Genomic DNA, 26,065 nt, shown 5'->3' with positions numbered 1-26,065 from the left:
GCTATATTATTAATTTATTCTTTTCTGTTACTAATAAGTTTTGCTTGAGGTATTCAAAATCAAACAAAAGTTAAAATACTAGCTCAAGACTTAGTCTTGGACTAGGTAGGAAATAATGTAATCTTATTTTGTGCTTACCTAGCCTATCTGTTTTTGGATATGCAGTTTTTTCATTTTCGACAGCAGGGTTGTCGGTGGTAAACCCAAAAGTTGGGCTGCACCTTTTTCTCCAAATACTTTTCCTTGGCAATGCTGGAGTACCTGAATAATATAACTACGTTCGATTTCTTGTAATGGTTTTACTTCAAAATGATTAGTTTCATCTTGTATAGTACTGGTATTCTGATAGATATAAGTTTTATTAATATATTTCCCTTTTGATAAAATACAGGCTCGTTCGATGACATGTTGTAATTCTCTGACATTTCCCTGCCAAGTATTTTGCATCAAACAGCTCAATACTTGTTGATTAACCCCAAGCAAATGCTTGTTGAGCGTTCTGGCAAAGTGATTTACGAAATGTTCAACCAATACAGGAATGTCTTCTACTCTTTCTCTCAAAGCAGGTATTTGGATAGGAAACACATTTAGCCTGTAGTACAAATCCTGTCGGAAAGTACCAGCTTCTATCAATTTTTCTAAGTCACAATGCGTGGCAGTAATAATCCGTACATTGGCGTTGACTGTCTTATTTCCTCCTACACGTTCAAAGGATTTTTCTTGTAAGACCCTCAGAATTTTTGCTTGAAGCTCATGTGGCATATCTCCAATCTCATCCAGAAATAACGTACCATTATTTGCTAATTCGAACTTTCCAATTTTGCGTTCTACAGCACCTGTAAATGCTCCTTTCTCATGACCAAACAACTCACTTTCAAGCAAATGAAATGGGATAGCTGCACAATTGATTTTTACAAAGGCACTATCTTTTCTATTCGATTGCTTATGAATAGCTTTGGCGACTAACTCTTTCCCAGTACCTGTTTCTCCCAAAATAATAACCGTTGAGTCTGTTGGAGCAACACGTAAAATTAAATCTCGAACCGTATTTATGCCCTCACTAATACCAATAAGTCCAAGGTTATTTTGTAATTCGTGCAAAGGAGATACGTGAGAAGGTAAATTCAATTGGTTTTTTAAGCCATAATATCCTACTTGATAAGCTACTGCCTCTGAAAACTGTAAAATTTGAGTATGGATTTCGGTCGTTAATTCACGGTTTTCTAAAGCGTGAAATCCCAACACTACCTTATAATCATGATCTAATGCCCTTTGCACAAACCATGTTTTCTCAATCATTACATATTCTTGCCAAGGCTTTTCAAACGAAAGATGCCTTTTGAGTGTAATTACCTTATCAAAAGTATATTGAGCAAAGGATTGTCTTGTTACCGAAGTTGGTAAGCCTTCAACAACTGTATTGGGAAGATTACTAAGATAACATTCTAGTTCCTCTCCTCTATATACGCAAGCACTAAAAAACTCTATTTCAAGTACATATTGAGCAAATGCTGCCATCTTATCCATAATCATTTGGGATAAAGTCTGGCTATAGCTGGTAGCCTTTGAGTGCGATAACGTAAAATTCATAAGATTAATAATGTTATAAGACAATTTAAGTCAAGAGATAAATCAGATACATAAAAGTTTTTTAATCGTTTTTTGAACGACTAAAATTCTTTCTATCAGGCGATTCTATGATTAAGGGAGAGTGGTTATGAAACTGTGTGTTATTTTTCCTTTCTTAATTATATACAAATCTACAAGATTTATAGAGAAGGTCAATAAATTCATCAATAATAAACTGAAATATAAAGCTAATTTAGGGTGATAAACATGACTTTATCTTTGTAATCGTATAGTTTAAATTTGCCCCCTTGGAACTATTCCTTAACCTTGTTTAGTTGTCAGTTTATTATCTAGATAATGGACTATATATTATAAGTAACCAAAAAGATTAAACTAAAAATTTATCTATGTCCTCATTATTGGACAATCTTGAAACTTTATCAGATAGTATCTTAACTTTTGACTCGCATTTATCAGTTTTGTTCATTGATAAAATTCATGACATACTTTGACCCTACCCTCATGGTTATGAGCAAGTTCAAATAATGGGTACACTATTAACGCATAACATCTTCTTAATTATGGCAAATAAATTAAAAGATATTCCTGTATTCAATCTCCTTGACTTTGTTCAGGAGCACTCAATTGATGTTGAGTCTTTTTCAAACGACTTCGTGGTGAAGATAGATACCGAGGTTTATGAAAACGAAAAGCTTGATTATCTCTATAGAACAGAATTTTTCTTCGTAATATTAGTGCTTCGGGGCGAGATGGTCGTCAGTATCAATAACCAAGAATATAAAGTTCATGAGCATCAACTTGTGGTAACGGCTCCAAACGACATCAAGCGCTCGTTATGTGCCTCAGAAGGTTCGATTGTGACGGGAGTTGCTTTTACACCCAACTTTTTAGCACAAATTGCTGAGTTCAAAAACCTTCCTGAGGTTTTTAATTATATTTCATACCAAGGCTCACCCCTATGGAGTCCTGAAATTACAGATTTTATGAGAATGAAAGAGGTGACAGAACAGCTATCATTTCGCTATTATGGTCAAAAGGAGCATCCTTTTGGAAAAGAAATTCTTAAAAATGTGTTCAATATCTTCCTTTACGAGCTTGGGGGCATAGCGCAAAAGTACGCACCAGTCAAAAATACAACCTTCACCAGAAAGGAACATCTTGTCATGCAATTTGTCAATATGCTTCAAAAGCGATTTAAAGAACAAAGAAATGTCCAATATTATGCCAATGAACTCAATGTTAATCCTAAATACCTGACTCAAACAGTGAAAGAAGTCTCAGGAAAGAGCGCTGGTGAACTAATCGATGATTTTGTCATTCAAGAGGCCAAATTATTATTAACCGACGCCAGCTTGAGTATTTCAGAAGTAGGAGATATTTTGCATTTCAGTGATCAATCTTTTTTTGGAAAATTTTTTAAAAGACATACAGGATTTTCACCCTCAGAATTTAGAAAAGTAGAATAATTGGTTGATTTTTCTCGTAAAAATTACTTAAAAAAAACAAAACTTACTTTTAGACCAATCTTGGAGATATTCAGACCTTTTGATTAGCCATGATTATGCGGAATTTTGTTGCATAAATTCATAACAAGTCAATAATAAATCTCTATGATCAAGCCAAGTTTGACACAGGTACTCCCATTAGCGGTGTGCACTGTGATACTATCCTCTTGTGGTAAAAAACAACCAGAGCAACAACAAACCAGAAATATAGTACGTGTAAGTGCTCAAGAGGTTCAGCAGATAAATCGTATACAAAGTTTGTCGTACACAGGAAGTATCGAGCCCGACAATACTAGTAAAATTGGTTTTGCAGTACCAGGGGTTATCAACCAAGTGGTAGCAAAGGAAGGGCAATTTGTACGTCAAGGACAGCTTTTGGCTAGTATCGATGCCACCGAATATGAAAACGCTCTGATTATTGCAAAAGCAGGTCTCGAACAAGCCGAAGATATGTATCAGCGCCTCAATGATTTGTATCAAAAAGGAAGTCTTCCTGCCAAAGATTTTATCGATATAAAAACCAAAGTTGCCCAAGCGCAGGCCAACAAAAATATCAACACCAAACATATTGCGGATAGCAAACTTCATGCGCCTATTTCAGGAATTATTACAGAGAAGCTTGTCGAAAAAGGTAGTATGGCAGCCCCAGGAGTTCCAGCTTTTAGTATTATCAAAACAGATAAAGTGTTTGCCAAAATTACAGTTCCAGAGGCTGAAATTGGTAATTTCAAACAAGGTATGACTGCCTCGGTTTTTATCCCAACACTCAATGAATCTATCAAGGGGACTATATCCATTATCAATCCTCAAGCGGATGCTATTTCAAAGACTTATATCGTTAAGATTCAATTGAATAACCCTCAAAACCGTATTCTACCTGGGATGATATCTAATGTAGAAATAAACCCGAATCGAGTGGTACCAGCCCTTTCAATTCCTGCCAATGCGGTCGTTCGAGATGCAGATGATATTACCTATGTGTACGTAATGAATGGCGAGAAAAAAGTACTTAAAAAACGTGTAACCGTTGGGTCTTTAATCGGTAGTAAAGAGGTAATCATTAAAGAAGGATTGAATAAAGACGAACGTATCGTGATAGAAGGACAAACGAAATTACATGACGGTTCAGAAGTACAATTATAGTATTTTCAACAACAATACTATTTCTTTAACCATAACAAAAACTTAATAGCTGAGCTTTTTTTATACTACTATGGGCATCTATAGTAGCTGGCTAACTATTGTCTGTGATTTTTTATATTCCTTGATACAATCTACAATTAATGATGAAATAGGTGTCTGACATAGGGTTTTTACTTTAAAAATTCAGCACTTTTGACTCAAGACACATCCCTAATTCTTTGAAAAAAGACACATGAAGAAACGAAATATTAACTTGATTGAAGCTGCTATGCGTTACAAACAGGTAACCATTGTGATAGCAAGCTTGCTCTTGCTCTTTGGGATATATTCTTTGAAGAATATGCCAAGAGCAGAAGACCCAAAAATAGAAGCTCCTGTGGCGATGGTATATGCATTTTTCCCTGGCGCCGATGAAGTGCAGATGGAAAAACAAGTTACCTCCAAGATTGAGCAATTCTTATTTTCTTTTGAGGAAGTCAACAAACAAAAAACAAAGTCGCAAACACGTGATGGACAAGTATTTATCACGGTAGAATTACATACCAGTATCAAAGACCGTAAGAAGTTTTGGGCTACGTTACAACATGGACTCAATACAACTTTGAGGGCGTCGATACCCTCTGGAGTTATTGGACCCATCGTTAATAGTAATTTTGGCGATGTAACAGCTCAAATTATTGCGGTTTCGTCCTCGACCCGAAGTTATGCCGAATTGGAGCAATATCTAGACAAAATGGAAGATGTACTTAAAACGATTCCAGAAGTATCAAAAATAAACCGTTCTGGTGGACAGCGTCAGCAGATTTATGTGACAATTGATGATAAGAAGATTCAGCAATATGGTTTTGATTTGGGGACTATTGTAAAAACTTTACAAGGTCAGAATATAACAGAGTATTCTGGCGAAGTAACGGTACAGTCCAACACGATTCCAATTTTTACACAAAGTCAATACCACACCGAGGACGAGATTGCCAATCAACTGGTTTATACGACTCCTAGTGGTGAGCAAGTGCGACTAAAAGACATTGCGTATATAGAAAGACGGTATGAAGAAGAAGCCTCTTTTATTCGAATTGGCAAAGATAAAGTCATGCTCATTTCTACAGAGATGCAACCCGGAAATAACATTGTAGATTTTGGAGAAAATGTAGATGCCAAGTTGGCAGAATTACAAAAGTCATTTCCTGATGACATCAAAATTGAGAACATTGTGAATCAGCCAGCGGTAGTTGCCGAAAGTATTGATCACTTTATGGTCGAGTTTGGAATGGCAATTGCATCGGTAATTATTGTTGTAATGCTTCTCTTACCAATTCGGATGGCAGCGGTATCTTCGGTGGCAGCCCCTATTGCGATTCTTATCACCTTTGGTTTGATGAATATGATTGGGGTTGAACTACATCAGGTATCCTTGGCAGCCCTCATTATAGTCTTGGGGATGGTAGTGGATAACGCCATTGTGGTGGTAGACAATTATATCGAAAAACTGGACGAAGGACTAACCCCATGGACAGGTGCATGGCAAGCGGCTACACAGCTCACTTTACCAATATTCACGGCTACTTTGGCGATTATTTTTGCCTTTGCGCCTTTAGCCTTTTTCATGAATGGTATTGCCAAAGACTTTATGGCATCATTGCCTATTACGGTGGCTATCGCCTTGATTACTTCTATGCTTGTAGCCTTGTTTTTAACACCTTATATGTGTTATGTATTTATCAAAAAAGGCTTAAAGCATACAATATCTGACCGACCTCCTAGAAAATCGCTGTTAGATCACTTACAGAACCTTTTCAATATTGGAGTAGAGTTTTGTTTTAGATGGCCAAAACTTACGATGTTTTCAGCCCTCGGAGCGGTATTACTCGCTTTTGTGATTGCTGGAAAAGTAGATCAAGAGTTTTTCCCAACCAGTGAAAGAAATCAATTTAATATCGAAATATGGATGCCCGATGGTACTGCCTTAAATGAAACAGATAAAAAGGTTTCAGAAGTTGAGGCCATTCTCAAAAAGGATAAACGAGTATTGAGTATCGCAAGCTTTGTGGGCACAAGCTCTCCAAGATTCCAAACCTCTTATGCGCCAGAAATTCCTCGAAGAAACTTTGCTCAGTTATTTATTACGACTGCAAGTAATCAGGCCACAGACGAAATCGTAAAGGAGTATCGTCCCAAATTTGAAGGTTTTATAAAAGATGGTTATGTGCGTTTTCGTCAGCTAAGTTTCCAAGAGGGCTCTCCTATTGCGATTAGAATTATTGGGAATGACATCAAAGACCAAAAACGTGTTGCTGAGCAAATTGAGTCTATTTTACAAAAAGCCAAAGGTACAAACTGGGTCAGAAATGATTATGAAAATGATTATTTAGGAATTAGTCTAAAAATCAACGAAGATGCTGCTTCTCGCTTAGGAGTGCCACATCAGGTTATTACCCAAACCCTTGGCGCAGGACTAAAAGGATACGCAGTATCTCAATTGTGGGAAGGTGATAAACCTGTTGATATTTTCCTAAGATATGCCGAAGACAATCGTAAAGATATCAACGCCCTAGGAGATTTGCATTTAAGTACCATTTATGGGAAAAAAGTAGCATTAAGAGAAGTAGCGGAACTATCGCCCTCATGGCATACGGGTGTGATTGCCCATCGTAATGGCTTGAAAACCTTGACTGTACTTGCAGAAGCACAAAATGGCATAAGAGCCTCAGTGATTTTGAAAGAAGTACAACCACAAATTGAAAAGCTTTATTTACCTCAGGGGATTAGCATACAATATGGCGGTGATGCCGAATCAAATGGAGAAAATACTCCAGGCATGCTAACCGCTTTATCAGTCAGTTTGATTTTGATTTTTGCGACCTTATTATTTCAGTTCAAGAGTTTTGGAAAAACCATGATTATTCTTGCCACGTTCCCTCTGAGTTTGTTAGGAGCATTTTTAGGATTGTATCTAACCAATAACCCAATCGGAATGACGGCATTTATGGGGGTGATTAGTCTCATTGGTATCGTAGTGCGAAATGGTATAATCCTCGTAGATTATGCCGACGAACTTGTTTTGGAGCATAAATACAGCATCAAAGCGGCGGCATTGGCTTCGGCCAAAAGAAGAATGCGCCCTATATTCTTGACATCGGCAGCGGCAGCCGTAGGCGTTATTCCGATGATAGTAGGAAAATCTCCACTTTGGGCACCTTTGGGTAGTGTATTAGCATTTGGTTTAATTATCTCCATGATACTTACCCTATTTGTGGTACCTGTGCTATACTACAGTTTTGTAAAACCAATTCCAGCGCCAGATGATGAAGTTGACGCGACCGTAGAAATACAGTACAAGCCCGAACATTCATAAGAATATCATTCTGAAATCATTCATTTCTAGTGATTTACCATAAAATCTTTCGTGCACATACGCTACAAGCTTATACGTAATACACTGTAGCGTATGTGTCGATACAATCCTAGAGCTGACGTTCCAACCATAAAACCGATGAAATTCATGCATACATTTTGCCGAGTACTATTCATAATGGTACTAATCGGAAAGGTATTTCCTAATAACGCTCAAACGCCCACCTACGCACTAGAGCAGTGTAGGCAAATGGCTTTGACTCAAAATAAAAAAATTAAAGCCGCTCAGTTCCAAATTGAAGCGACAAGAGTAGCTCGTGATGCTTCGAAGCTTAATGATAAACCCAATATCGATGCTTCGGTAATGGCGATACACGCAGGTAAACCTCTTAATCAATTACTTCCAAGCGTTTTGGGGAGTGGGTCGGTTATGGTGGCACAGCCTATTTACACAGGTGGGCAAATTAAGCTTGGCGTTGAAGCAAATACTAAAGCTCTTGAAATTTCGCAAGGACAAAAGGCAATTACTGAGGCAGAACTTTTAGTTTCGGTAGAAAGTGCCTATTGGCAAATCGTGCAGGTAAAAGAAAAAATTGTATTAGCACAGAAATACAAAGAAATGCTTTTACAGTTACAAAAAGAGCTTAAAAATGCCGTAGATGCAGGTTTGACCTATAAAAATGATTTACTAAGAGTAGAAGTCAATCTGAATGAAGCAGATTTGAACATCACAAAAGCTCAAGATGGACTCATATTAGCCAAACTAAACTTGGCGCAGATTATTGGACAATCCAACCAAATAGACTTCCATATCGCTGATGAGGTAAATACCTTCAACGTTGAATTACTTTCTCCAAAAGTAACCAATGCAGAAGAGTTAAGACCCGAAATTCAGGTCTTAAACAAGGTCATGGAACTTGAGCATATCAAAACTTCCTTGATCAAAGCCGAACATAAACCTCAATTGAGTTTTGTCTTCTCAGGGTTTGCGTCTGTAGGTAATAAGATTAACTTTTCAAATGGTGATAGTTTCCTTGGTTCCTATCTGGGGTTACTCAATTTCTCTGTTCCTATTTATGATTGGGGCAAAAATGCTCAGAAAGTAAAGGAGCAAGAGCTAAAAATCCAAGCGAAGAAATGGGAACTCGAAGAAAGTAAAGAGTTGATTAATCTACAGGTGCAGAGTGCGTGGATTCAACTGAACCAAACCCTCAAGAAAATAGATTTATCAAATTTATCCATCAAACAATCTGAGGAAAACCTAAGATTGGCCAACGACCGCTACAAAGCAGGAACCATCACAGGAAAAGATGTGCTAGAAGCTCAAGTGATTTGGCAACAGGCTTATACTAGCCATATCGATGCAAAAGTTGAATACAAAGTGAGTTTGGCAAATTATAAAAGAGCCATCGGCGAAATCAAGTAAGCGTATGAGAGGCAAACAAATTTCTATTCTGGAAACAGCGCAATCTATGTTTGCTAAACGTGGTATCAAAGCTGTGACAATGGACGAACTTACCAATGAGTGCGGTATCTCAAAGAAAACCTTGTACTTATACTTCCCTTCCAAACATAATTTGGTGGTAAAAGTCATGGAGTCTTTACTGACAAAGATTGAGCAGTCGTTTAGGATATTCCCTCGGGTAACACCAAGCGCCATTATTGAACTACAAAGGTTTTTTGAAGAAATACAAAAGTGCTTTACCAAATTGACCTCATTGTTTTTAAAGGATTCGAGGACATACTATTTAGAAGCACATCAAAAGCTAACAAGTTTTTTGGATAGGAAACTTTTACATTATGTCTCACAAAATATTGAAAGAGGCAAATCTGAGTTGCTATACCGTCAAGAGCTAGATGCTACCGCTTCGGCCGAACTATATGTTTGGATGTTCAAAAATATTCTCAATGATGGTCTTTTTCAGGAAGAGCACGCTCGAATAGATTTTATTAAAGGATTAAATAATTTTTTCCTCAAGGGACTTCTCAATACCGTTGGGCAAAAAATGGATCTTTCTAAATAGAACAAGTTTTTCCATAATTTTTTGATTATCAAATGCTAGTAGTGGACAGAAGTCTTTCCGTTGAGGGACTTCTGTTTTGTGCTTCATAAAAGCTACCACTATTCTCTGGACTCAAGGTTAAAAATCTCGAATATCAAACAAAACTTTCATCAAATTAATGAAACTTCTCTACTTTCAGTTTTCACTTTTAGGAAGACGCATTTTGTGGCTTATGCTATTTTACAGTATCGTTAGATTACTGTTTTTCCTTTTTAATAGCCATTCTTTCCAAAATGCCTCAAACGATCAAATTATTGATTCCTTTTTGTTGGGACTCAGGTTCGATTTATCTGCCATTTGTATCATTAATATACTTTATGTACTTGGCTCATTTATGCTATCTCCTAGTCATTGGGAAAGTCTACGCTATCAAAAATGGTTACAAAACCTATTCGTGATTCCTAATTTAGCTTTTTTGAGTTTGGGAGTCATAGATTTAGAATATTATAAATTCATAGGTCGAAGAACCAACTTTGAAATCAATAGCATTATGGGCGATGTCGTAAATCAAGCCCATAATCTACTCGGAAAGTATTGGTATTTAGCATTAATTATGCTTTGTCTATCATGGATTTTCATAAAGTTTTTACCCAAACCTTCAAAAAAGCTTCAGTTCACTAATACCATTCCTTGGTATCCCTTCAATGTTTTTATGGCACTTTTTATGGCTGCACTTTTTGTTCTAGGCTTTAGAGGTGGATTTCAGGAAAAACCCTTAAGAACTAATCAAGCTTTCTCGCAGAATAGTCATCAATTAGGCAATCTAGTATTGAATACGCCCTTTACCTTTCTTACCACGATAGATGCACAAGGGACAAACGCTGTACAATATTTACCTAACCAACAGATGTATTCCTTGATTCAAACCAAAGGTCAATCATCTGATATACAACACCATGTCCCACAAAACATTATGATAATTATTGTGGAAAGTTTGAGCGCTGAATATATGGGAATCTATAATCAATATACAGGCTATACACCTTTTTTGGACTCCTTGAGTAAAGCTGGAGTTTGTATGAAAAACCATTTTGCCAACGGACGTGAATCTATCGACGCCGTACCTGCTGTCGTAGCCAGTATGCCCAAACTAATGGACGAACCTTATATTACCTCCAAATATCAGGCAAATAACATATCTGGTTTGGCAAGTATTTTAAAGTCTTTTGGATACTCTTCTGCCTTTTTTCATGGTGCAAGAAATGGTTCGATGGGTTTTGAAGGTTTTTCTCAGATTGCGGGTTTTCAGCAATATTATGGATTAAATGAATATCCCAATAAAAAAGATTTTGATGGAAATTGGGGGATTTTTGATGAACCGTTTTTGCAATTCTGTGCTAAAAAAACTACTGAGCAACAACAACCTTTTGTCAATACGATTTTCACATTGAGCTCACACTCACCTTATACAATTCCAGCAAAATATCTGGGACGTTTTAGAAAAGGGCCTTTAGAAATTCATGAGAGTATTGGATACGCAGATTATGCGCTTCGCCAGTTTTTTGAAAATAGTAAGCATACTCCTTGGTTCAAAAATACCCTATTTATCATTACAGGAGACCACACCCAACAAAACTCTGAGTCTAAATATGATAATGAAATGGGCGCATATAGAGTTCCTCTCATTCTTTTTCATGGATCTCAGCGTATGAACATATTGCTAAAAAAGAAAATCTTGACTCATAAGATTACGCAACATGCAGATATTGTTCCCTCCATTTTAGATTTTCTTGGTAAGAACAATCATAAGCTCAATTACTTTGGAGAGTCAATCTTCAACTTTTCACAAGGTGGAACGGCTTTATTGTATAGTGAAGGAAGATTTAGAATGGTTTCCCAGTCGAAATATATCGTATTTGATGGCGAAAAATTTAGAGGAGATACAGTCAATTTAGAAAAGAATGTAATAATAAAAAACAACATTCCTATTGCTACTAAACTTAAAAATAGGCTACTAGCATTCATTCAATATCATCATAACGGACTAATTGAAAATAAACTTTAATAGTTGGACTACCTATATCATTTTAAAATAATGAAGTCATTTTGACTTTTGTGGAGTTATGAAAAAATAAAAAAGGTTGCTTGTTTTGCGAACCATAACAAGCAACCTTTTTTATGTACTATGTACTCAGTAAAAATATCATAGAATCAGAAATAATTAGTTATTTACCCAAAAGAAAACGAGGTTTTAAATCTCAATATCCTCTTAGTGAGACTGGTAACCATACTAAGGGATTCAATGGCATTTATTACCTGCTGAAAGCTTATTTAGCACTCATATCCTTCACTACAAAACTGTTTTCGGGCATTGTTGTCGTTGGTGTAAGGAAGGGATTTAGATACCTTTTGAAGAGCTTACCTCGATGTTAGAGGATGCTATTATTTCTGTTGATGGGCTATTTTTGAATACTGACGAAGAACGGTTCGGTTCGCTGTTGCGATTTGACGCAGAAAAATTATACCAATTATGTCGTCAAAAACTAATAATCGTCAATAGTGTTCCTTTTATTAGGAGTAATATTGACGATTATTAGCCTCGCATAATGGACGAAGAACTTTTCAAAGAGAGATATTCTAACGCATGAATAGATAGTTATAGGTCTTTGTTAAATCGATTCGATACAAGGCTTTCAAGTTGGATAGGGCTTAACTTTATCGCTTTTATTATCATCGCTATAACTATTATCTTGTTACTATGTTAAACTGCTGATAGATTGTTTGATGCGCTCGATCTCAGTAATAAGAGCATCGCACTCCTCTGCTGTTGTCAAATAAGATTTCAATACTCCAAGCACTTTATCTTTTGATTGCTTTTCTTTTTTCTCTGGTTTTATCACTGTTGAACTTACCAGTTGATTTACTTTTTCTTGGGCTAGATTTGAATCCTTAGTTTTTCCAACTTCAATAATATCCGCTTTATTAAGATTGGATTTACCTTGTAGTACTTCGTTTTTAATGTTGTTTGGTAGCATCTCCAAGCCTTTAGCAAAATCTGCATCTCTACGGATGGTCTTTTCGCCAACATTAAATTCTTTGGCTAATTGCTCTGATAATTTCTCTTTTTTCCCGTGGTGGTCAAAGTGACCACTTCGGTTTTCAGAATCTAAATTGCCGTCGCGGTCACTTTGACCACCACGGTTATTTACTTCATTTTCTTGTGATTTAAACTTGCCTGATTTATCTCTAGTCAACTCCTGATTCTCTCGTTCTTGTTTAAGTGCCAGATACTTCATTCCTCTCAGATAGGCCATTTGCTCAACTGATAGGTTACGACGACCTAGTTGATGATCAATCATAAAGTCCTGTGCTTGCTCGAAAGTTGGAATTTCAATCAAGTTTACCCTAAAATCTAATCCAAACTTTTGGCATATCTCATGGCGATTATGCCCATCAATAAGTACATAGCAAACCTCATCGGGATTTGGCGCTTCAGGATTAATAGCTGATTGTTTGGTTTCCCACACAATCAACGGGTCTTTACAGCCAAAAGCTAAAATATTTTGTTCTAGTTGTGTTCTTTCATCAGGAGCCAAAGGTGGAATAAACTTTTTGAGTTTTTCCAAAACTATTAATTCCTTCTTTATTTTTTCGTCTTGAGAGTACATAGATTTAGGCAAATCGGCCTTCATCATAGCACTCATAAAGTTATTTTTTGCCATTTCAATCTACTATTAAAGTGTCATAAATTCTTTAGCCAAATCCATATATTGATTAGCCACAGTTGACTTGGGGGCATAAGAAAATAAATCTTTTTGTGCTACTTGTGACTGTTGAATGATTGTTGCTCTTTCGATGGAAGCATTAAACACAGGAATATGCTTGTATTGCTCCTTCACAAAAGTCATCATCTGTTTGTGTACTAATGTATTGGATACCATAGTAAAAAGGATTCCTTTCACCACCAAAGTATTATTGACATGCTGTCTAATTTCGTAAATTCTATTAAAAAGATTTTCGACACCATAAAACGCATAAGCTTCTGGCTGCAATGGTACAATACACATATCAGATGCTACCAATGCGTTTGTAGTAAAAATATTAAGAGCAGGAGGGCAGTCTATCAAAATAAAATCGAATTGTTCACTTATTTGACTAAGTTTATTACGCAGCCTTTTCTCATTTCCAATAGAATTGACTAAATCGGTTTCACGATAAGCCATTTTAATATTGGACGGTGACAAATAGAAATTTTGATCTATTTCAATGATTGGCATATCTACATTATCTAATATGGCATCAATCACCTGAATATCAGGCGTGTACTCACCAAAGCATTGAGAGGTATTACCTTGCGAATCAAAGTCTACAAGTAACACTTTAAATCCAGATATAGCTAATGCCTTTCCTAAATTGATAGTCGTAGTTGTTTTTCCTACACCACCTTTGTGATTTACAACAGAGATAACTTTTGCTTTGGAAAAAAGTTCGTCTGCATAACCATACTCTCTCAGGATGGGCTCTAAGAGACTACAATGTTTTTCGTTTAAAGTTACCGCTCCTTGCAAAGCTTTGTAAAGCGTCTTTTTGGGTAAGGACGCATCTTTCTCTAATTGCGATAAGTTTAAGGCTGGCTTTTGCCTTATAAATTTGAGGATTTTGTCAGGAGATATCATAGGAAAAACGTTTAAACAAAATAAGATAAAAATATATCCAATATGAAATATATTTGGATATATTTTTATCTTAAACGAAACTTTTCAATCTTTGAATTCAAGTTTGAGTCACATGTAAAATCTCCTGTGTAATTGCTCAAACCCTTATAGATAAACTATATTTCCAAAAAAGTCGCCTTATCAATTCTAATTTTTCATTAAAACGACTTTTTTAGAAATATGAAAATGAGTATTATTTAGCCTGAAAATCTAATATAAATACCTGTATATTAGATAGTTATAAAATACATTAAGATACTTAAAATCTTATAAGGCGACTTTTTTGGAAATTTATTCCATCTCATTAATAAGAGCATTTGAAATTATATATCTGATTATCAGTACATTACATTAAAAATATATCTAATGCGACTTTTGGGGAAATCAATATGTATGATTATTTATTTCCCAATATTAGTATTTCATAACAGCACAATCATTCTTTTTGAGCTCAAAAAAGCCGTAAGGCGACTTTTTTGGAAGCGCCGAGTAAAAAATTTATATCAAAAACATTTAAACTCAATGATATACATTTTAAAGCGACTTTTTTGGAAAAAATTCCCTTTACTAAATACATAATAGTCAATAGAAGAATTGTAGTGTATTTTGGATAAAAAATAGATGAAAACTATTATTTTTAGTAATCTTTTCTTGATTTATATATTTATCATATTTATTTGATTGATTTAGGAGCTTGTAACTTGCTGTAAATCAATATTTTACAAGCCGTAAGGCGACTTTTTTGGAAGCTAAGGCGACTTTTTTGGAAATTTTAAACCTCGTAAGGCGACTTTTTTGGAAGCTAAGGCGACTTTTTTGGAAATTTTGAGCTTATGAAAAAAATTGGAATAAACATAGAATCTATCGAGGAAAAATACCTCGAACATCCCTATACACCTAACCGTAAAGACAACTACTTACCTAATCAAATGGTGATTAGCAATACTCAGTTTACAAGGGTAGAGCAAAGGCTATTTGAATACTTTATTAATCAAATAAATTACAATACGATTAATATCAATCATGGTGTGTCTGTAAAGATACCAATAACAACTGTGCGTGAAACGATTAAACCAGAGCAAATTCTGGCTGTAACTAAGTCGATGGCTCAAAAAGTAATGACTTTTTTCGATTTGTCTAACGCTAATCATATTGAATATGAGCATATACCCTTATTCTCAAGCATTAGTTATAACAAGAATAATTCGGGCATGTTAGAGTTTAGGTCTAATGCGCAATTATCTCCCTATCTAGCTAGTTTAGGAAGCCAGTACACACGTTATGATTTTCAAACTATTTTGGAATTTAAGTCTATCTATTCAACCCTCATGTACAAGCTTATTAAGTTACATTTGGGACAAAACAGAACAACATTCGTATATAGCATACAGGAGTTACGAAAGCTGTTACAAGTAGAAGCAAACAAATATCAAAACCTCAATGATTTTAAGCGAAAAGTACTTGAGCCAGCCAAGAAGGAATTAAAAGAAACGAATGGTGTACCAATAGAATTTGAGTATGAAAACTTTGGAAACAAGCAACGCAATGTCACACATATTCAATTTAGGATAATTACGGCGCTTGAACTAAGCAAAATTGATAAACAAGATTTTCTAGAAGCTATCCAAATAAATCCCAGAGCTGTGTATGAAAAAGTAGAAGAAATCATAGATACAAAATATAACATTAAGCCTGCTCATAAGGAAAAGATATTGGAGGATAGCCTGCTTATTGATAAATTTATTTCCTTACATATAGAATTTGAAAATGGATTACATACAAATGTCAAGAATCAAACTGCCTATATTTTGGCTTGTTTAGATTTAGTGAAGAAAAAAGACACTCGTAAAAAATAAAAATTCATCAAGATTGAGCTAAATGAGTCATTCCTAATTTAGTGATTTTCAATTGAGTGAATGAGTGATTATTCTAAAATTTGTATTCTAGTTATAGAAATGCTATGCTTTGCGTCTAAAGAGATGTTATGTTGAAATATAGTATTAAAAAATGCGTTCGAAAAAATCATTTCGAACGCATTTTTTAATAAACAGTACAATCGTTCACCTTGTGAATCCCAATAAGCATAAACAAGAGGTCTCTATTTTAAATTATTCCAAAATTCGGGATAACTCATGTTTTCAGTTTTATTCTTATTTCCCTTCACTCAACTCTTTCATAAGGTTACTGAGTGGGGTAGCAATCACACCATCAGCAAAAGGAAACTGTTCTTTTCCTGGATATACTACATAGCGTTTGGTAGCTTTGATATCTTCACATCCTAAATAAAAACCCTTAGAAACTTTAGGAGCACTCGAACGTTTTACCTCAATAGCATATCGCTCTTGGCTAGTCAGCTCTACCACCAAATCTATTTCAGCACCAGCCGATGTTCTATAAAACCAGAAAGTAGCCCCCTGAGGTAAACATGAAATGATATTTTCTATTACGAATCCCTCCCAGCTTGGTCCTACAACTGGATGACTCAGCAAGTCTTCTAAGGAATTAAGATTTAGTAATGCGTGTGTCAATCCACTATCTCTAATATATACCTTTGGTGTTTTTACTAATCGCTTACCTACGTTTCCCGACCAAGGGTAAATAGTCCTGACAAGAAAAAGATCCTCAAGCAGTTCTATATAACGCTTAACTGTTGGAATTGTGATTCCCAAACTTGCCCCTAGTTGTGCTGTGTTAAGTTGACTACCTTGTGTATGCGCGAGCATAGTCCACAATCTTCGTAAAGATATGGCAGGTATTCTACTACCAAATTGAGGAACATCTCTTTCTAAATAGGTAACAATAAAATTTTGCCTCCATCTAAAACTCCCTGCATCATTTTTGGCAAGAAAGCTATCTGGAAATCCCCCTCTGAGCCAAAGCGATTCAATACTAGAGAAACTTGAATCTTCAATTTCTAGGACATTGAAACCTGAAAGTTCTTGATAGGCAATTCTTCCTGCCAAAGACTCTGAAGATTGTTTTAATAATTCGAGCGATGCCGAACCTAAAATTAAGAATTGGCAAGTTCTGAACCCAGCCCTACGGCGACGGTCTATTACCCCACGTAACACAGCAAATAATTCGGGCGTACGCTGGATTTCGTCAAGAATAATAAGTTTTCCCTTATGCAATTCAAAATATGCCTCCGAATCAGAAAGCTTGGCTTGATCCGCTAAACTTTCTAAATCTAAATAAATAGCTTCAGGCATTAGTATGTTTGCAATCTCCTCTGCTAAAGTTGTTTTGCCAACCTGACGAGGGCCTAAAATACTTACAGCTGGGAATTCTTCTAACAATTCTATGATTTCTAATTGGCTTTTTCTCTTAATCATCCTTGTAATTATATATGCAAACTTTATATTTACAAGGATAAATTTAACAATAAATTCTAAAAAAACAAAGGAGAGAAAAAGGCATATAATAAGACCGACAAAGCCAAGAGTATTCCATAGAACCAATAACGAGGCGCCCACCCCTTTGATTTTTTTACATAACTTGTTTCTATGATGATTTGGGTATTGGGATACCACCGACTAAGCAATAGCATAAGCCCGCTAGTGATAACAAACAAAATGGCCAATATATGCAAGAAATGTATAGGAATTTCGATAACAAACTGTGTAATAAGATAAGTAGATATAAAAAAGAAAAGTCCTACTTTGGCAGCTAAAGTACTTACTTTTTTACTGACAAAACCCATAAATAAAATGGTAAAAATGGGTACATTGAATGCACCACCCACTTTTTGTAAATATAAATAGAAGCCTCCTTGGGCAAAATAAATGAAGGGCGCTATAATCATACAAAAACTCCCAACGCCTATCTGAAAATATCGAGAATATTGTTGAATCTGTTTGCTGCTTAGATTATGCCCTCGTTTTTCGGATAGAGGACGGTAAATGTTCAAGAAAAACAGAGCGCTTGTGCTCGACAGTCCTGCGTTGAAGCTCGTAATACTGGCACCAATGATAACAAAAGCAGTAATACCCACCAAAAAAGGAGGAAGAACATCGGCTACCATTCTTGGAAATACTTCGGCCGAATGACCAAGGTGAGGATACAAATAAACGGCTATGAGCCCTGGCACATTGAGCATGAGAGGCGACAATATTTTGCCAAATGCTGTAAGTATGATTCCTTTTTGGCTTTCAACAAGGTTTTGTGCAGAAATCATTCGTTGGACAATAAACTGCTCTACACCCCAGTAATTAAGATTTACAAGCATCATACCTGTAAAGAGTGTACTTATTGGAATAGCATCTTGGCTGTTGCCAATGGCATTGAGGTGCGTATTTTGAGCATTGAAAACTAATTTAAAGCCTTCTGTTAAACTACCATTACCAATTTGCTTAAAGCCATAATAAGGCAACGATAATCCTACTATCAACAAGCAAAGGCCTACTACAATGTCAGAAATGGCAATTTTTTCGATTCCACCCCAAAGCGAAATCACCAATGATAAGCTGCCTATTAATACACTCAGTAGGGCAATGGTTTGGAAAGAACTTAAATAAAGTAATTCGGAAATATGAAAAATACCTTGAAAAACAGTGGCACTCGCATACAAAATAGGAGGCATCATGTTGAGAAGATAAGCCAACAGATACACCACAGATACCCACAGCTTCATACTTTTATCAAAGCGTATTTCAAGAAAGTCGGGGGTGGTGATAATTCCTTTTTGATAATAATAGGGTATCACAAATTCTGCGACGATTAACATAGCAAAAACAGACGTAATGCCCCATGCCATTACTGACATATTGTTGATATACACCGATTCGTTTTCGCCAATAAACTGGATGCCATTGAGGTTTGTAAGAAAAAGCAAACATCCAACTAACCCAAAGTTCAACCTTCTTTTACCTAAAAATAAAGACTCGCTAACCTTAGTTTGCTGGTCTTTTATTGAATTACTACTCATAGCAACTTTGAGCTCGAATATCTATTTGATAATACTAAAGACTATTTCTAATCTTTAAAATAGTTGGAATAGTTTCTTTGATTTTCTCTGAATTAACGACAAAATCGGCGGCTTTTTGAGCTAATAAGGCAAAATCAGCAGAATATGTAGTAATACCATCACAAACGATTTCTTTTATCAAATCATCGTTGTGCGAGATTATACCAACATCTTTTCCAATTGTCAGACCTTTTTCTTTACAGTCTTTTATAAGTGTCCACAGTTCTATATTTTGGAGCGTAAAATAGGCTTTGCCTTTTTCTACTGAACCCGATATGTATTCGGTACGGATAGAGCCTTTCATTTTAAAATCTTTTAAATATTTTTTGAAAGATTTAACAATTTCGATAGGCGTACTTGATGCTACATGATGAAAAAATATCAACTCGTCATATCGCTGAATACGGTCGTTCAAATCTGCAAATGCACGATAGGTTGTTTGTTCAAACTCTTGTGTAATATGGCTAAAATCACCGTCGATAGGCTCGTAACGGTCAATCATCAGCAATTTATTGATAGGAAGCAATCGTAAAATCTCTCTAGTTTTGGGGTGTGGAATAGGCGTAATAATGTACATGCTATATTTCCCCAAAATTGATTGAATAATATTTTCGAAATTCTCTATTTTGTTATGGTGAAAAAATGTATCAAAATGTATTTCAGCAGGTAAATGGGCTCTGAAGTATTTCAAAAAAACTTCTTGTAATGAGCCATGATTAAACAATACCAATGCCACTTGGGTGGGTCGATTTACATCATTCGTAGAAACATAATATCCCATTCTATTTTTTGACTCTACAATGCCTCTGCTCACTAGCTCACGATAAGCCTTAGCTACGGTTTCACGCGCCACGCCGAGTTCTTTTATCATACTGTTGACAGAAGGAAGCATATCGTTTTTTGATACCACTTTGTCGTCAATAGCATTGATGATTCCTTGTACTAATTGCTGGTGTTTAGAATAGCCAGGGATGCCTTCTAGTTCTAATATTTTATCGTAAATTTCTTTCATTGTAGTATTCTCCAAATCCAAATATACAAGATTTGGAGAATAAATACGGTCTTGGGGCAGACTATCCTGCCCCAAACATGAATTACTTAACTTCATTAATCGTAAGAATTACACTCGTTCGTTTGTCGTTTACTTCTGGATTATAACCTACAGTCATCAAAAAGTCACCGCTCAATATCAGCGAACTATTGAGGGTAGATGGAGTATTGGCATATAAGTTAATTTCTTCAATTTTATATCGTTTGTTTGGGTTCAAACCTTTCAATTGAATCGCTCTTGGTGTGGCTGTCAGCTCAAAACGATTACTTACGAGATAGTTAAACATGATGGCTTTCGATTGATTTTCATCAACATACATCAGTGATGCTATGTCATTTTTGTAGGGGTCTACTAATCTATATTGTTCGCCTTGCCAAATAATATTTTTGAGCTTGTTATAGTTTTCAATAGCAAGTTGACCAAATACCAAATCATCTTTGCTCAAATGTTCTACCACAATATCAAAACCTAGTTTGCCCATCATGGCTACGTCTGTACGAAATTTGAGAGGTTGTTTGCCCCAGTCGGTTACGTGGTTACAAGTAGCCACCGCAGGAAAATAATGAGAATAATTCCACTGAATAAAAATTCGCTCAAGAGGTTCGGTATTATCACTTGGCCAAAACTCGGTAAAATATTTGAGTGCTTCATAGTCTACTCGACCGCCACCACCTGAGCAAAGCATCATTGGAATTTTAGGATATTTAACTCTAATTCGCTCCAAAACGCTATATAAACCTTTGATATACTCGACATAGAATTTACCTTGCGACTCGCCTCTTGCTTGAAGATAGGCAGAGTGGGCATTGAAAGTAACAGCATTACAATCCCATTTGATGAAGGCTAGCCCTGGGTTTTTCGTAAATAACTTATCTACTACGCCAAATACATAATCTTGAACTTGGGGATTAGATAAATCTAATACGAGCTGGTTTCTGAAATAATGTTCAGGACGTTGAGGTTGTTTTACCACCCAATCAGGATGTTTTTCGTATAACTCGCTGCGTGGATTAACCATTTCTGGTTCGAGCCAAATACCAAACTTTATTCCTGTTTTTTGAGCTTCTTTTACTAGATAACCTAAACCATCAGGTAATTTCTTGCGATTTTCTTCCCAATCGCCAAGCCCTGCAGTATCGTCATTGCGTGGGTATTTGTTGGCAAACCAGCCATCATCTAGCAAAAATAAATCTACTCCTAGCTTTTTCCCATCTTTAAATAAGTTGGTTATTTTTTGTTGGTCAAAATCAAAATAAGTCGCTTCCCAGTTATTGAGTAAGGTAAGGCGCTCGCCTGTTCCATCCAAAATTCTGTACTTTCTGGCCCAACGATGTAGGTTACGACTTGCAAAGCCTTTACCTTGATGCGACAGAGTATAAATGAAAGAAGGTGTTTTGAATACTGTATTACTAGCCAAAGGATAGGCAGAAGCATGTGGATTAATGCCTGCAATAACGCGTAAGTTATGGTAAGAATCTACTTCAAAATCTATTTTAAAATTACCAGACCATCCCAATGTTCCTAACAATATATCGCCTTGGTCTTCTTCTGATGGTTTGTTGAAGGAAAGCATAAAAGTAGGAGGCTCATACAGATTGGTACGAGTACCCAGTTTAGAGTCAATTACCTTTATACCACCCGTCAAGGCTGTTTCTTCGGGGCGCATTTCACGTCCCCAAGCGCCTAGATAATGCGTTAAATAAAACTTCTGTGCATTAAGATACAGGTTTGCTGAGGCATATTTTTGAAGCGTAATAGGAGCTTTTTCTGTATTTTTTATTTCAGTCCATTGCTCAATTACATCTTCTTGAAAATAGGCTTTCAAAAAGATTTTGACTTCAGTTTGATATACAGGGTCTTTGAGCAAAATGGTTGTGAGAGTTACATCTTCGTTTTCTTTTAGCGTATTAATGCTTTGATAAATCAAGTCTGTCGAGGCATTACCGTCTGCATGAACAATGTTGAGGGCTGGTTCGAGCATATTCCAGCTTCCACTTGGTGTATAAATAGAATTATAAATACCTGTGTTTACATCTCTTTGGTTGTTTTGAGTTTCAATCAGAGCTAATTCCTCTTTGTTTTTGAGGCGTTTTCCAAAGTAAATAGTACGAAGATGATTTTGGGCATCTGTCTGAAATACAAGTGTATTAGACTGTGTTTCTACGGTGAGTGTGGTGGGTTGTTGTGCCCAAGTTGCTGAACTAATGAAGACCAGACAAACCCATAGTATTGAATTACGAATCATAGTATATAACCTAATTTTAAGTTGAACGTTTGAATATTTTGTAGGAAAAATCAAAATATATCCCCCCGAAAATCAGGGGGACTATCACCATTTTTCCATTTATATAAATTGGGAAAAGATTCCCTTATATTCGTAAGTAGTTGGTTTCAGACAATAATCTGATTGTGATACCTCAATAGTTTGCCTATGGTTTATGTCGGGGGACTCTAATGGTATTACGTTTTTGCTTTATGGCAAAAGCCTGTAAATTACTATTGTTGTTTGCCACGAGATATACATTTTGTGAGGCTACTTGCATTTTGACCAATGCTTTTACATCTTGATTTGCCTCAAAATGTGTTTTGGAACTTGTGAGGGATTGAAAAGTAAATTTTCCTTGATTCAATAAAACTAGTCCGCTCATGGCGTCATATCGTCCTGTTGAAGCTTCGGTTGCATAAGAATTTCCTGCTAAGATGACATCGAGTAAACCATCGTTGTTTAAATCTTCTACTTCGATACCATAAATAGGAGCAAATTGCGCCTCAATAGGCATAGAGTACCTCCTAAACTGTCCTTTTCCTATATTTTCAAAAAATGAAGATTCCATACATTCGGCCTTGAGGGTGAGGGCGTCGTCGAGTTCTCTTTTCAGAAAACTTTCCTGAAAACTAGCCTTTGCGTATTTCTCAAAGTTGTCAAAACGAGATTTCATGGCAGGAATTTGAATCATGAGTTCATCACGATTATGGAAAATATATTCTTTGCCTTGTACAAAATGACTTATGATTGGGTCGATAAGTCCATTTTTGTCAAAATCTTTCCCATGAATCGTCAAAGGCTCTTTTTCGGTGGCTTTATATCTGGAATTAAGCCCTAAATTGCCTGCGATGAAATCCAAGTCGCCATCGCCATCCATGTCTGCCACCTTGAGGCTATTCCACCATCCCGAAGAATGAGGCACTTGGAATGGCTGAGCAACAAGTTTTCCCTTATGATTATAAAAAATAGTCAGTGGCATAAACTCTCCCACAAGCACAAGGTCTTCCCAAGTATCTTGGTTAATATCTACCCACAAAGCCGAACTTACCATGCCAATATGGGATAGGGTAGGGGCACTATGGTCTTTAAACACAAGATTTCCTTTATTTTCCAGTAAATAGGATTTCGGGGGAAGTGGATATTCTCCAGCTTTGATACGTCCCCCAACAAACAAATCTATGTCTCCATCATGGTCAAAATCACACGGACTTACACATGAACCACTACTTTGTGTATTAGGAAGTGTTTTGGGAGAGATAGCAAATAATCCTTTTCCATTGTTGATATACAGTCGATCTTGGTGATTGGGGCTACCCTCGGGCGTTTCGCCCCCGCCCGACACTACGTACAAGTCGAGGTCTTTGTCGCCATCGGCATCAAAAAAAGCAACGCCCATATCTTCAGATTCAAGGTTTTTGGGGATGGTGTTTGCCACAAAATGTCCATCAGATTTCTGGATAAATAACTTTCCCAAACTTCCTTTGGCAGCACCGACATAAAAATCATCTAATCTATCGCCATTGACATCGCCAACAGCTATGCTTGGTCCAGACCTTGAGTGCATTTGTGGCAATAGTGCCTGTGTTTTGAAATCGACAAATAGATTTTCTTGGTGTTTATAGTCCAAGTGTAATGATTGGGCTATGTCCGAAAATTCAATAGTTGAACGCTTATTATCAGAATGATAGCGTAACGTATTTTGCTTTATATAATTGATAGATAGGGTGGTATCAATTTTAGTCGTCTTGATTTTCTGAATATTTCCATCAGTCCATTCTATCATGAGACTATCAATTTTGGGATTATTCCCTAAGCCAAAATGCAGTACGGGCTCGACTGACGACTCATAACCTCGATATGGATTTAACTCCAAAAATTGTACTTTACCGTTTTGATAAAGCCATACTTTGTTACCAATTCCTTGAATATTAGGCTTATTCCCTACGAATTTGAGGCGGATAAAATGTTGTTTTTTCTTTTCTGAAATATTGTTTTTATAGAGTTGGGCTTTTTGATTAAAACGATTGATGACCATTTCCAAATCGCCATCATTATCTAAATCCACATAGCAAGCACCGTTAGAAAATCCTTTTTCTTTGATACCCCAGTCATCTGAACGTTTTTGAAAGGCAAAGTTTTTACCCAAATTCTCAAACACATAATCTTGTAAGGGAACACTTTCGAGTTGATGGATTGCTTTGAGTTTAGTTTTGAGCTTGTATTCGGCACTCCCCATAGGCGACAACTGCGCTGCCTGATAATTGATATAGTCAAGATTGCCAAGGTCGCGGTAAAAGCCATTGGTTACCATCAAATCTTTATCACCATCGTTGTCGTAATCGGCCCAGAGGGCGCTCCAACTCCAATCGGTGCTGCTAACGCCCGACAAAAATGCAATTTCGCTAAAGCTTCCATTGCCGTTGTTGAGTTGTAAAGTATTGCGCGTATAGGCAGGCAGGTAACCTTTTTCGAGTGAGAGTTGAAATTTGTCAAAGTTGGCCGACGGAATCAACATTTTTTTTCGATAATTATCCTCTGGAAGCATATCCAATACAAAAATATCGGCGAGGGCGTCGTTGTTGAAATCGGCAATATCGTTGCCCATCGAAGCAAAACTGGTATGCTTTAGGTATTCTGACGCTCTATCGGTAAACGTTCCATTTTTGTTATTGATATACAAAATATCACTCGTCAAAAAATCATTTGAAATGTATATATCTGGCCAGCCGTCAGCATTGACATCACTTATTGAGGAGCCTAAACTATAGCCTTCTACAAGGATGCCTGCCTGTAGAGATACATCTGTAAAAGTGTTATTTCCGTTATTGCGATAAAGAATATCTGTACCTTCAGACTCTCCATTTACTTTTCGAGGCTTAAGGCTGTTGACGCCTGTAACCATTTCATCGGCTGGATTGGTAATCAGAAATAAGTCCAAATCTCCATCTTTGTCATAGTCAAAAAAGTTAGATGCCATGGTCAAGCGTTCATCAGCGATGCCATAACTTTTCGCTTTTTCGGTAAATGTACCATCTTGATTGTTGATATAAAGCAAGTTGGCTGTACTTCCAAAGTTCTTATTACCAGATACATTAACATATATGTCTAGCCAACCATCCTGGTTGATGTCAACCATAGATACGCCTGTTTGCCAGCGATTTGAAACTAATCCTGCTTTTTGGGTAATATCCTCAAACTGTAAATTTCCTTTGTTGAGATAAAGACGTCCGCTTTGCTGATTTCCTGCAAAAAACAAATCAGTCAAGCCATCATTATTGACGTCTCCAGCGGCAACTCCTGCACCTGTATAGATATTCATGTAGCTCAAGACATTGACCTTTTCGTCTTCGGTTACTTGATTGATAAAATCAATACCTGTTTCGCTACTCGACAACGCTTCGAAAACAGTATCTTGGTTTTTACAACCCAGTATAAAGAGCAAATATATCCAAACTATTTTTTTCATGATTTACAA

15 protein-coding genes are annotated in these 26,065 nt (G+C 36.4%); 7 read left to right on the top strand and 8 right to left on the bottom strand.

What is annotated here, in order from left to right; translation table 11 throughout:
• Positions 1 to 138 precede the first annotated feature (138 nt).
• Complete coding sequence (locus QM491_RS23045; RefSeq protein WP_283329886.1) at positions 139 to 1,590, bottom strand: sigma-54 interaction domain-containing protein; 1,452 nt, start codon at positions 1,588 to 1,590, stop codon at positions 139 to 141.
• Positions 1,591 to 2,150: 560 nt separating this feature from the next.
• On the opposite strand from QM491_RS23045, the gene QM491_RS23040 reads away from it, so the two are divergent.
• The 6 genes from QM491_RS23040 (at position 2,151) to QM491_RS23015 (ending at position 11,660) form a co-directional block, all read left to right on the top strand.
• Entirely contained in the window at positions 2,151 to 3,056 is a 906-nt protein-coding gene (locus QM491_RS23040) for an AraC family transcriptional regulator (protein ID WP_283329885.1), read from the top strand.
• Positions 3,057 to 3,248: 192 nt separating this feature from the next.
• A complete protein-coding gene (locus QM491_RS23035; protein WP_283329884.1) occupies positions 3,249 to 4,238 on the top strand; it encodes an efflux RND transporter periplasmic adaptor subunit in 990 nt (329 codons plus the stop codon).
• Between the two features lie 232 nt (positions 4,239 to 4,470).
• Positions 4,471 to 7,593, top strand: coding sequence for an efflux RND transporter permease subunit (locus tag QM491_RS23030; protein ID WP_283329883.1), 3,123 nt, complete (start codon positions 4,471 to 4,473; stop codon positions 7,591 to 7,593).
• Positions 7,594 to 7,740: 147 nt separating this feature from the next.
• The gene (locus QM491_RS23025; RefSeq protein WP_283329882.1) at positions 7,741 to 9,018 is read left to right on the top strand and encodes a TolC family protein; all 1,278 of its coding nucleotides are present in this window, start codon (positions 7,741 to 7,743) and stop codon (positions 9,016 to 9,018) included.
• 4 nt (positions 9,019 to 9,022) lie between these two features.
• Entirely contained in the window at positions 9,023 to 9,616 is a 594-nt protein-coding gene (locus tag QM491_RS23020) for a TetR/AcrR family transcriptional regulator (protein WP_283329881.1), read from the top strand.
• Between the two features lie 157 nt (positions 9,617 to 9,773).
• Entirely contained in the window at positions 9,774 to 11,660 is a 1,887-nt protein-coding gene (locus tag QM491_RS23015; protein WP_283329880.1) for an LTA synthase family protein, read from the top strand.
• Between the two features lie 691 nt (positions 11,661 to 12,351).
• On the opposite strand, the gene QM491_RS23010 is transcribed toward QM491_RS23015, so the two are convergent.
• Complete coding sequence (locus QM491_RS23010) at positions 12,352 to 13,317, bottom strand: ParB N-terminal domain-containing protein (protein ID WP_283329879.1); 966 nt, start codon at positions 13,315 to 13,317, stop codon at positions 12,352 to 12,354.
• A 12-nt stretch (positions 13,318 to 13,329) separates the two neighbouring features.
• Positions 13,330 to 14,271: a ParA family protein gene (locus tag QM491_RS23005; protein WP_283329878.1), complete on the bottom strand. Its 942-nt coding sequence runs from the start codon at positions 14,269 to 14,271 to the stop codon at positions 13,330 to 13,332.
• Positions 14,272 to 15,143: 872 nt separating this feature from the next.
• Here QM491_RS23005 and QM491_RS23000 point away from each other — a divergent pair.
• Positions 15,144 to 16,166 carry a replication initiation protein gene (locus QM491_RS23000; protein ID WP_283329877.1) on the top strand — a complete coding sequence of 341 codons (1,023 nt, stop codon included), beginning with the start codon at positions 15,144 to 15,146 and terminating at the stop codon, positions 16,164 to 16,166.
• Between the two features lie 294 nt (positions 16,167 to 16,460).
• On the opposite strand, the gene QM491_RS22995 is transcribed toward QM491_RS23000, so the two are convergent.
• From QM491_RS22995 to QM491_RS22975, 5 genes are all read right to left on the bottom strand, one after another.
• A complete protein-coding gene (locus tag QM491_RS22995; protein ID WP_283329876.1) occupies positions 16,461 to 17,642 on the bottom strand; it encodes an ATP-binding protein in 1,182 nt (393 codons plus the stop codon).
• 56 nt (positions 17,643 to 17,698) lie between these two features.
• Complete coding sequence (locus QM491_RS22990) at positions 17,699 to 19,234, bottom strand: solute:sodium symporter family transporter (protein ID WP_283329875.1); 1,536 nt, start codon at positions 19,232 to 19,234, stop codon at positions 17,699 to 17,701.
• Between the two features lie 34 nt (positions 19,235 to 19,268).
• Positions 19,269 to 20,381 carry a GntR family transcriptional regulator gene (locus QM491_RS22985; protein WP_283329874.1) on the bottom strand — a complete coding sequence of 371 codons (1,113 nt, stop codon included), beginning with the start codon at positions 20,379 to 20,381 and terminating at the stop codon, positions 19,269 to 19,271.
• Entirely contained in the window at positions 20,368 to 22,569 is a 2,202-nt protein-coding gene (locus tag QM491_RS22980) for an alpha-galactosidase (protein WP_283329873.1), read from the bottom strand. Before QM491_RS22980 ends, QM491_RS22985 begins: the two co-directional genes overlap by 14 nt.
• 184 nt (positions 22,570 to 22,753) lie before the next feature.
• Entirely contained in the window at positions 22,754 to 26,056 is a 3,303-nt protein-coding gene (locus tag QM491_RS22975) for a VCBS repeat-containing protein (RefSeq protein ID WP_283329872.1), read from the bottom strand.
• Between the last annotated feature and the right edge of the window lie 9 nt (positions 26,057 to 26,065).

Source organism: Flectobacillus longus, from assembly GCF_030056705.1.
Lineage (GTDB): Bacteria > Bacteroidota > Bacteroidia > Cytophagales > Spirosomataceae > Flectobacillus > Flectobacillus longus.
Note: the sequence above shows the minus strand (reverse complement) of the source record. Positions and strands in the feature narration are given on the sequence as shown.

What these genes read in the sequence shown, in the direction of transcription:
- QM491_RS23015 (WP_283329880.1), top strand. Translation starts at nt 9,774, where the DNA reads ATGAAACTTCTCTACTTTCAGTTTTCACTTTTAGGAAGACGCATTTTG.
- QM491_RS22995 (WP_283329876.1), bottom strand. Translation starts at nt 17,642, where the DNA reads ATGATTAAGAGAAAAAGCCAATTAGAAATCATAGAATTGTTAGAAGAA.
- QM491_RS23020 (WP_283329881.1), top strand. Translation starts at nt 9,023, where the DNA reads ATGAGAGGCAAACAAATTTCTATTCTGGAAACAGCGCAATCTATGTTT.
- QM491_RS22975 (WP_283329872.1), bottom strand. Translation starts at nt 26,056, where the DNA reads ATGAAAAAAATAGTTTGGATATATTTGCTCTTTATACTGGGTTGTAAA.
- QM491_RS23045 (WP_283329886.1), bottom strand. Translation starts at nt 1,590, where the DNA reads ATGAATTTTACGTTATCGCACTCAAAGGCTACCAGCTATAGCCAGACT.
- QM491_RS23010 (WP_283329879.1), bottom strand. Translation starts at nt 13,317, where the DNA reads ATGGCAAAAAATAACTTTATGAGTGCTATGATGAAGGCCGATTTGCCT.
- QM491_RS23040 (WP_283329885.1), top strand. Translation starts at nt 2,151, where the DNA reads ATGGCAAATAAATTAAAAGATATTCCTGTATTCAATCTCCTTGACTTT.
- QM491_RS23025 (WP_283329882.1), top strand. Translation starts at nt 7,741, where the DNA reads ATGCATACATTTTGCCGAGTACTATTCATAATGGTACTAATCGGAAAG.
- QM491_RS23030 (WP_283329883.1), top strand. Translation starts at nt 4,471, where the DNA reads ATGAAGAAACGAAATATTAACTTGATTGAAGCTGCTATGCGTTACAAA.
- QM491_RS22990 (WP_283329875.1), bottom strand. Translation starts at nt 19,234, where the DNA reads ATGAGTAGTAATTCAATAAAAGACCAGCAAACTAAGGTTAGCGAGTCT.
- QM491_RS22985 (WP_283329874.1), bottom strand. Translation starts at nt 20,381, where the DNA reads ATGAAGTTAAGTAATTCATGTTTGGGGCAGGATAGTCTGCCCCAAGAC.
- QM491_RS22980 (WP_283329873.1), bottom strand. Translation starts at nt 22,569, where the DNA reads ATGATTCGTAATTCAATACTATGGGTTTGTCTGGTCTTCATTAGTTCA.
- QM491_RS23000 (WP_283329877.1), top strand. Translation starts at nt 15,144, where the DNA reads ATGAAAAAAATTGGAATAAACATAGAATCTATCGAGGAAAAATACCTC.
- QM491_RS23005 (WP_283329878.1), bottom strand. Translation starts at nt 14,271, where the DNA reads ATGATATCTCCTGACAAAATCCTCAAATTTATAAGGCAAAAGCCAGCC.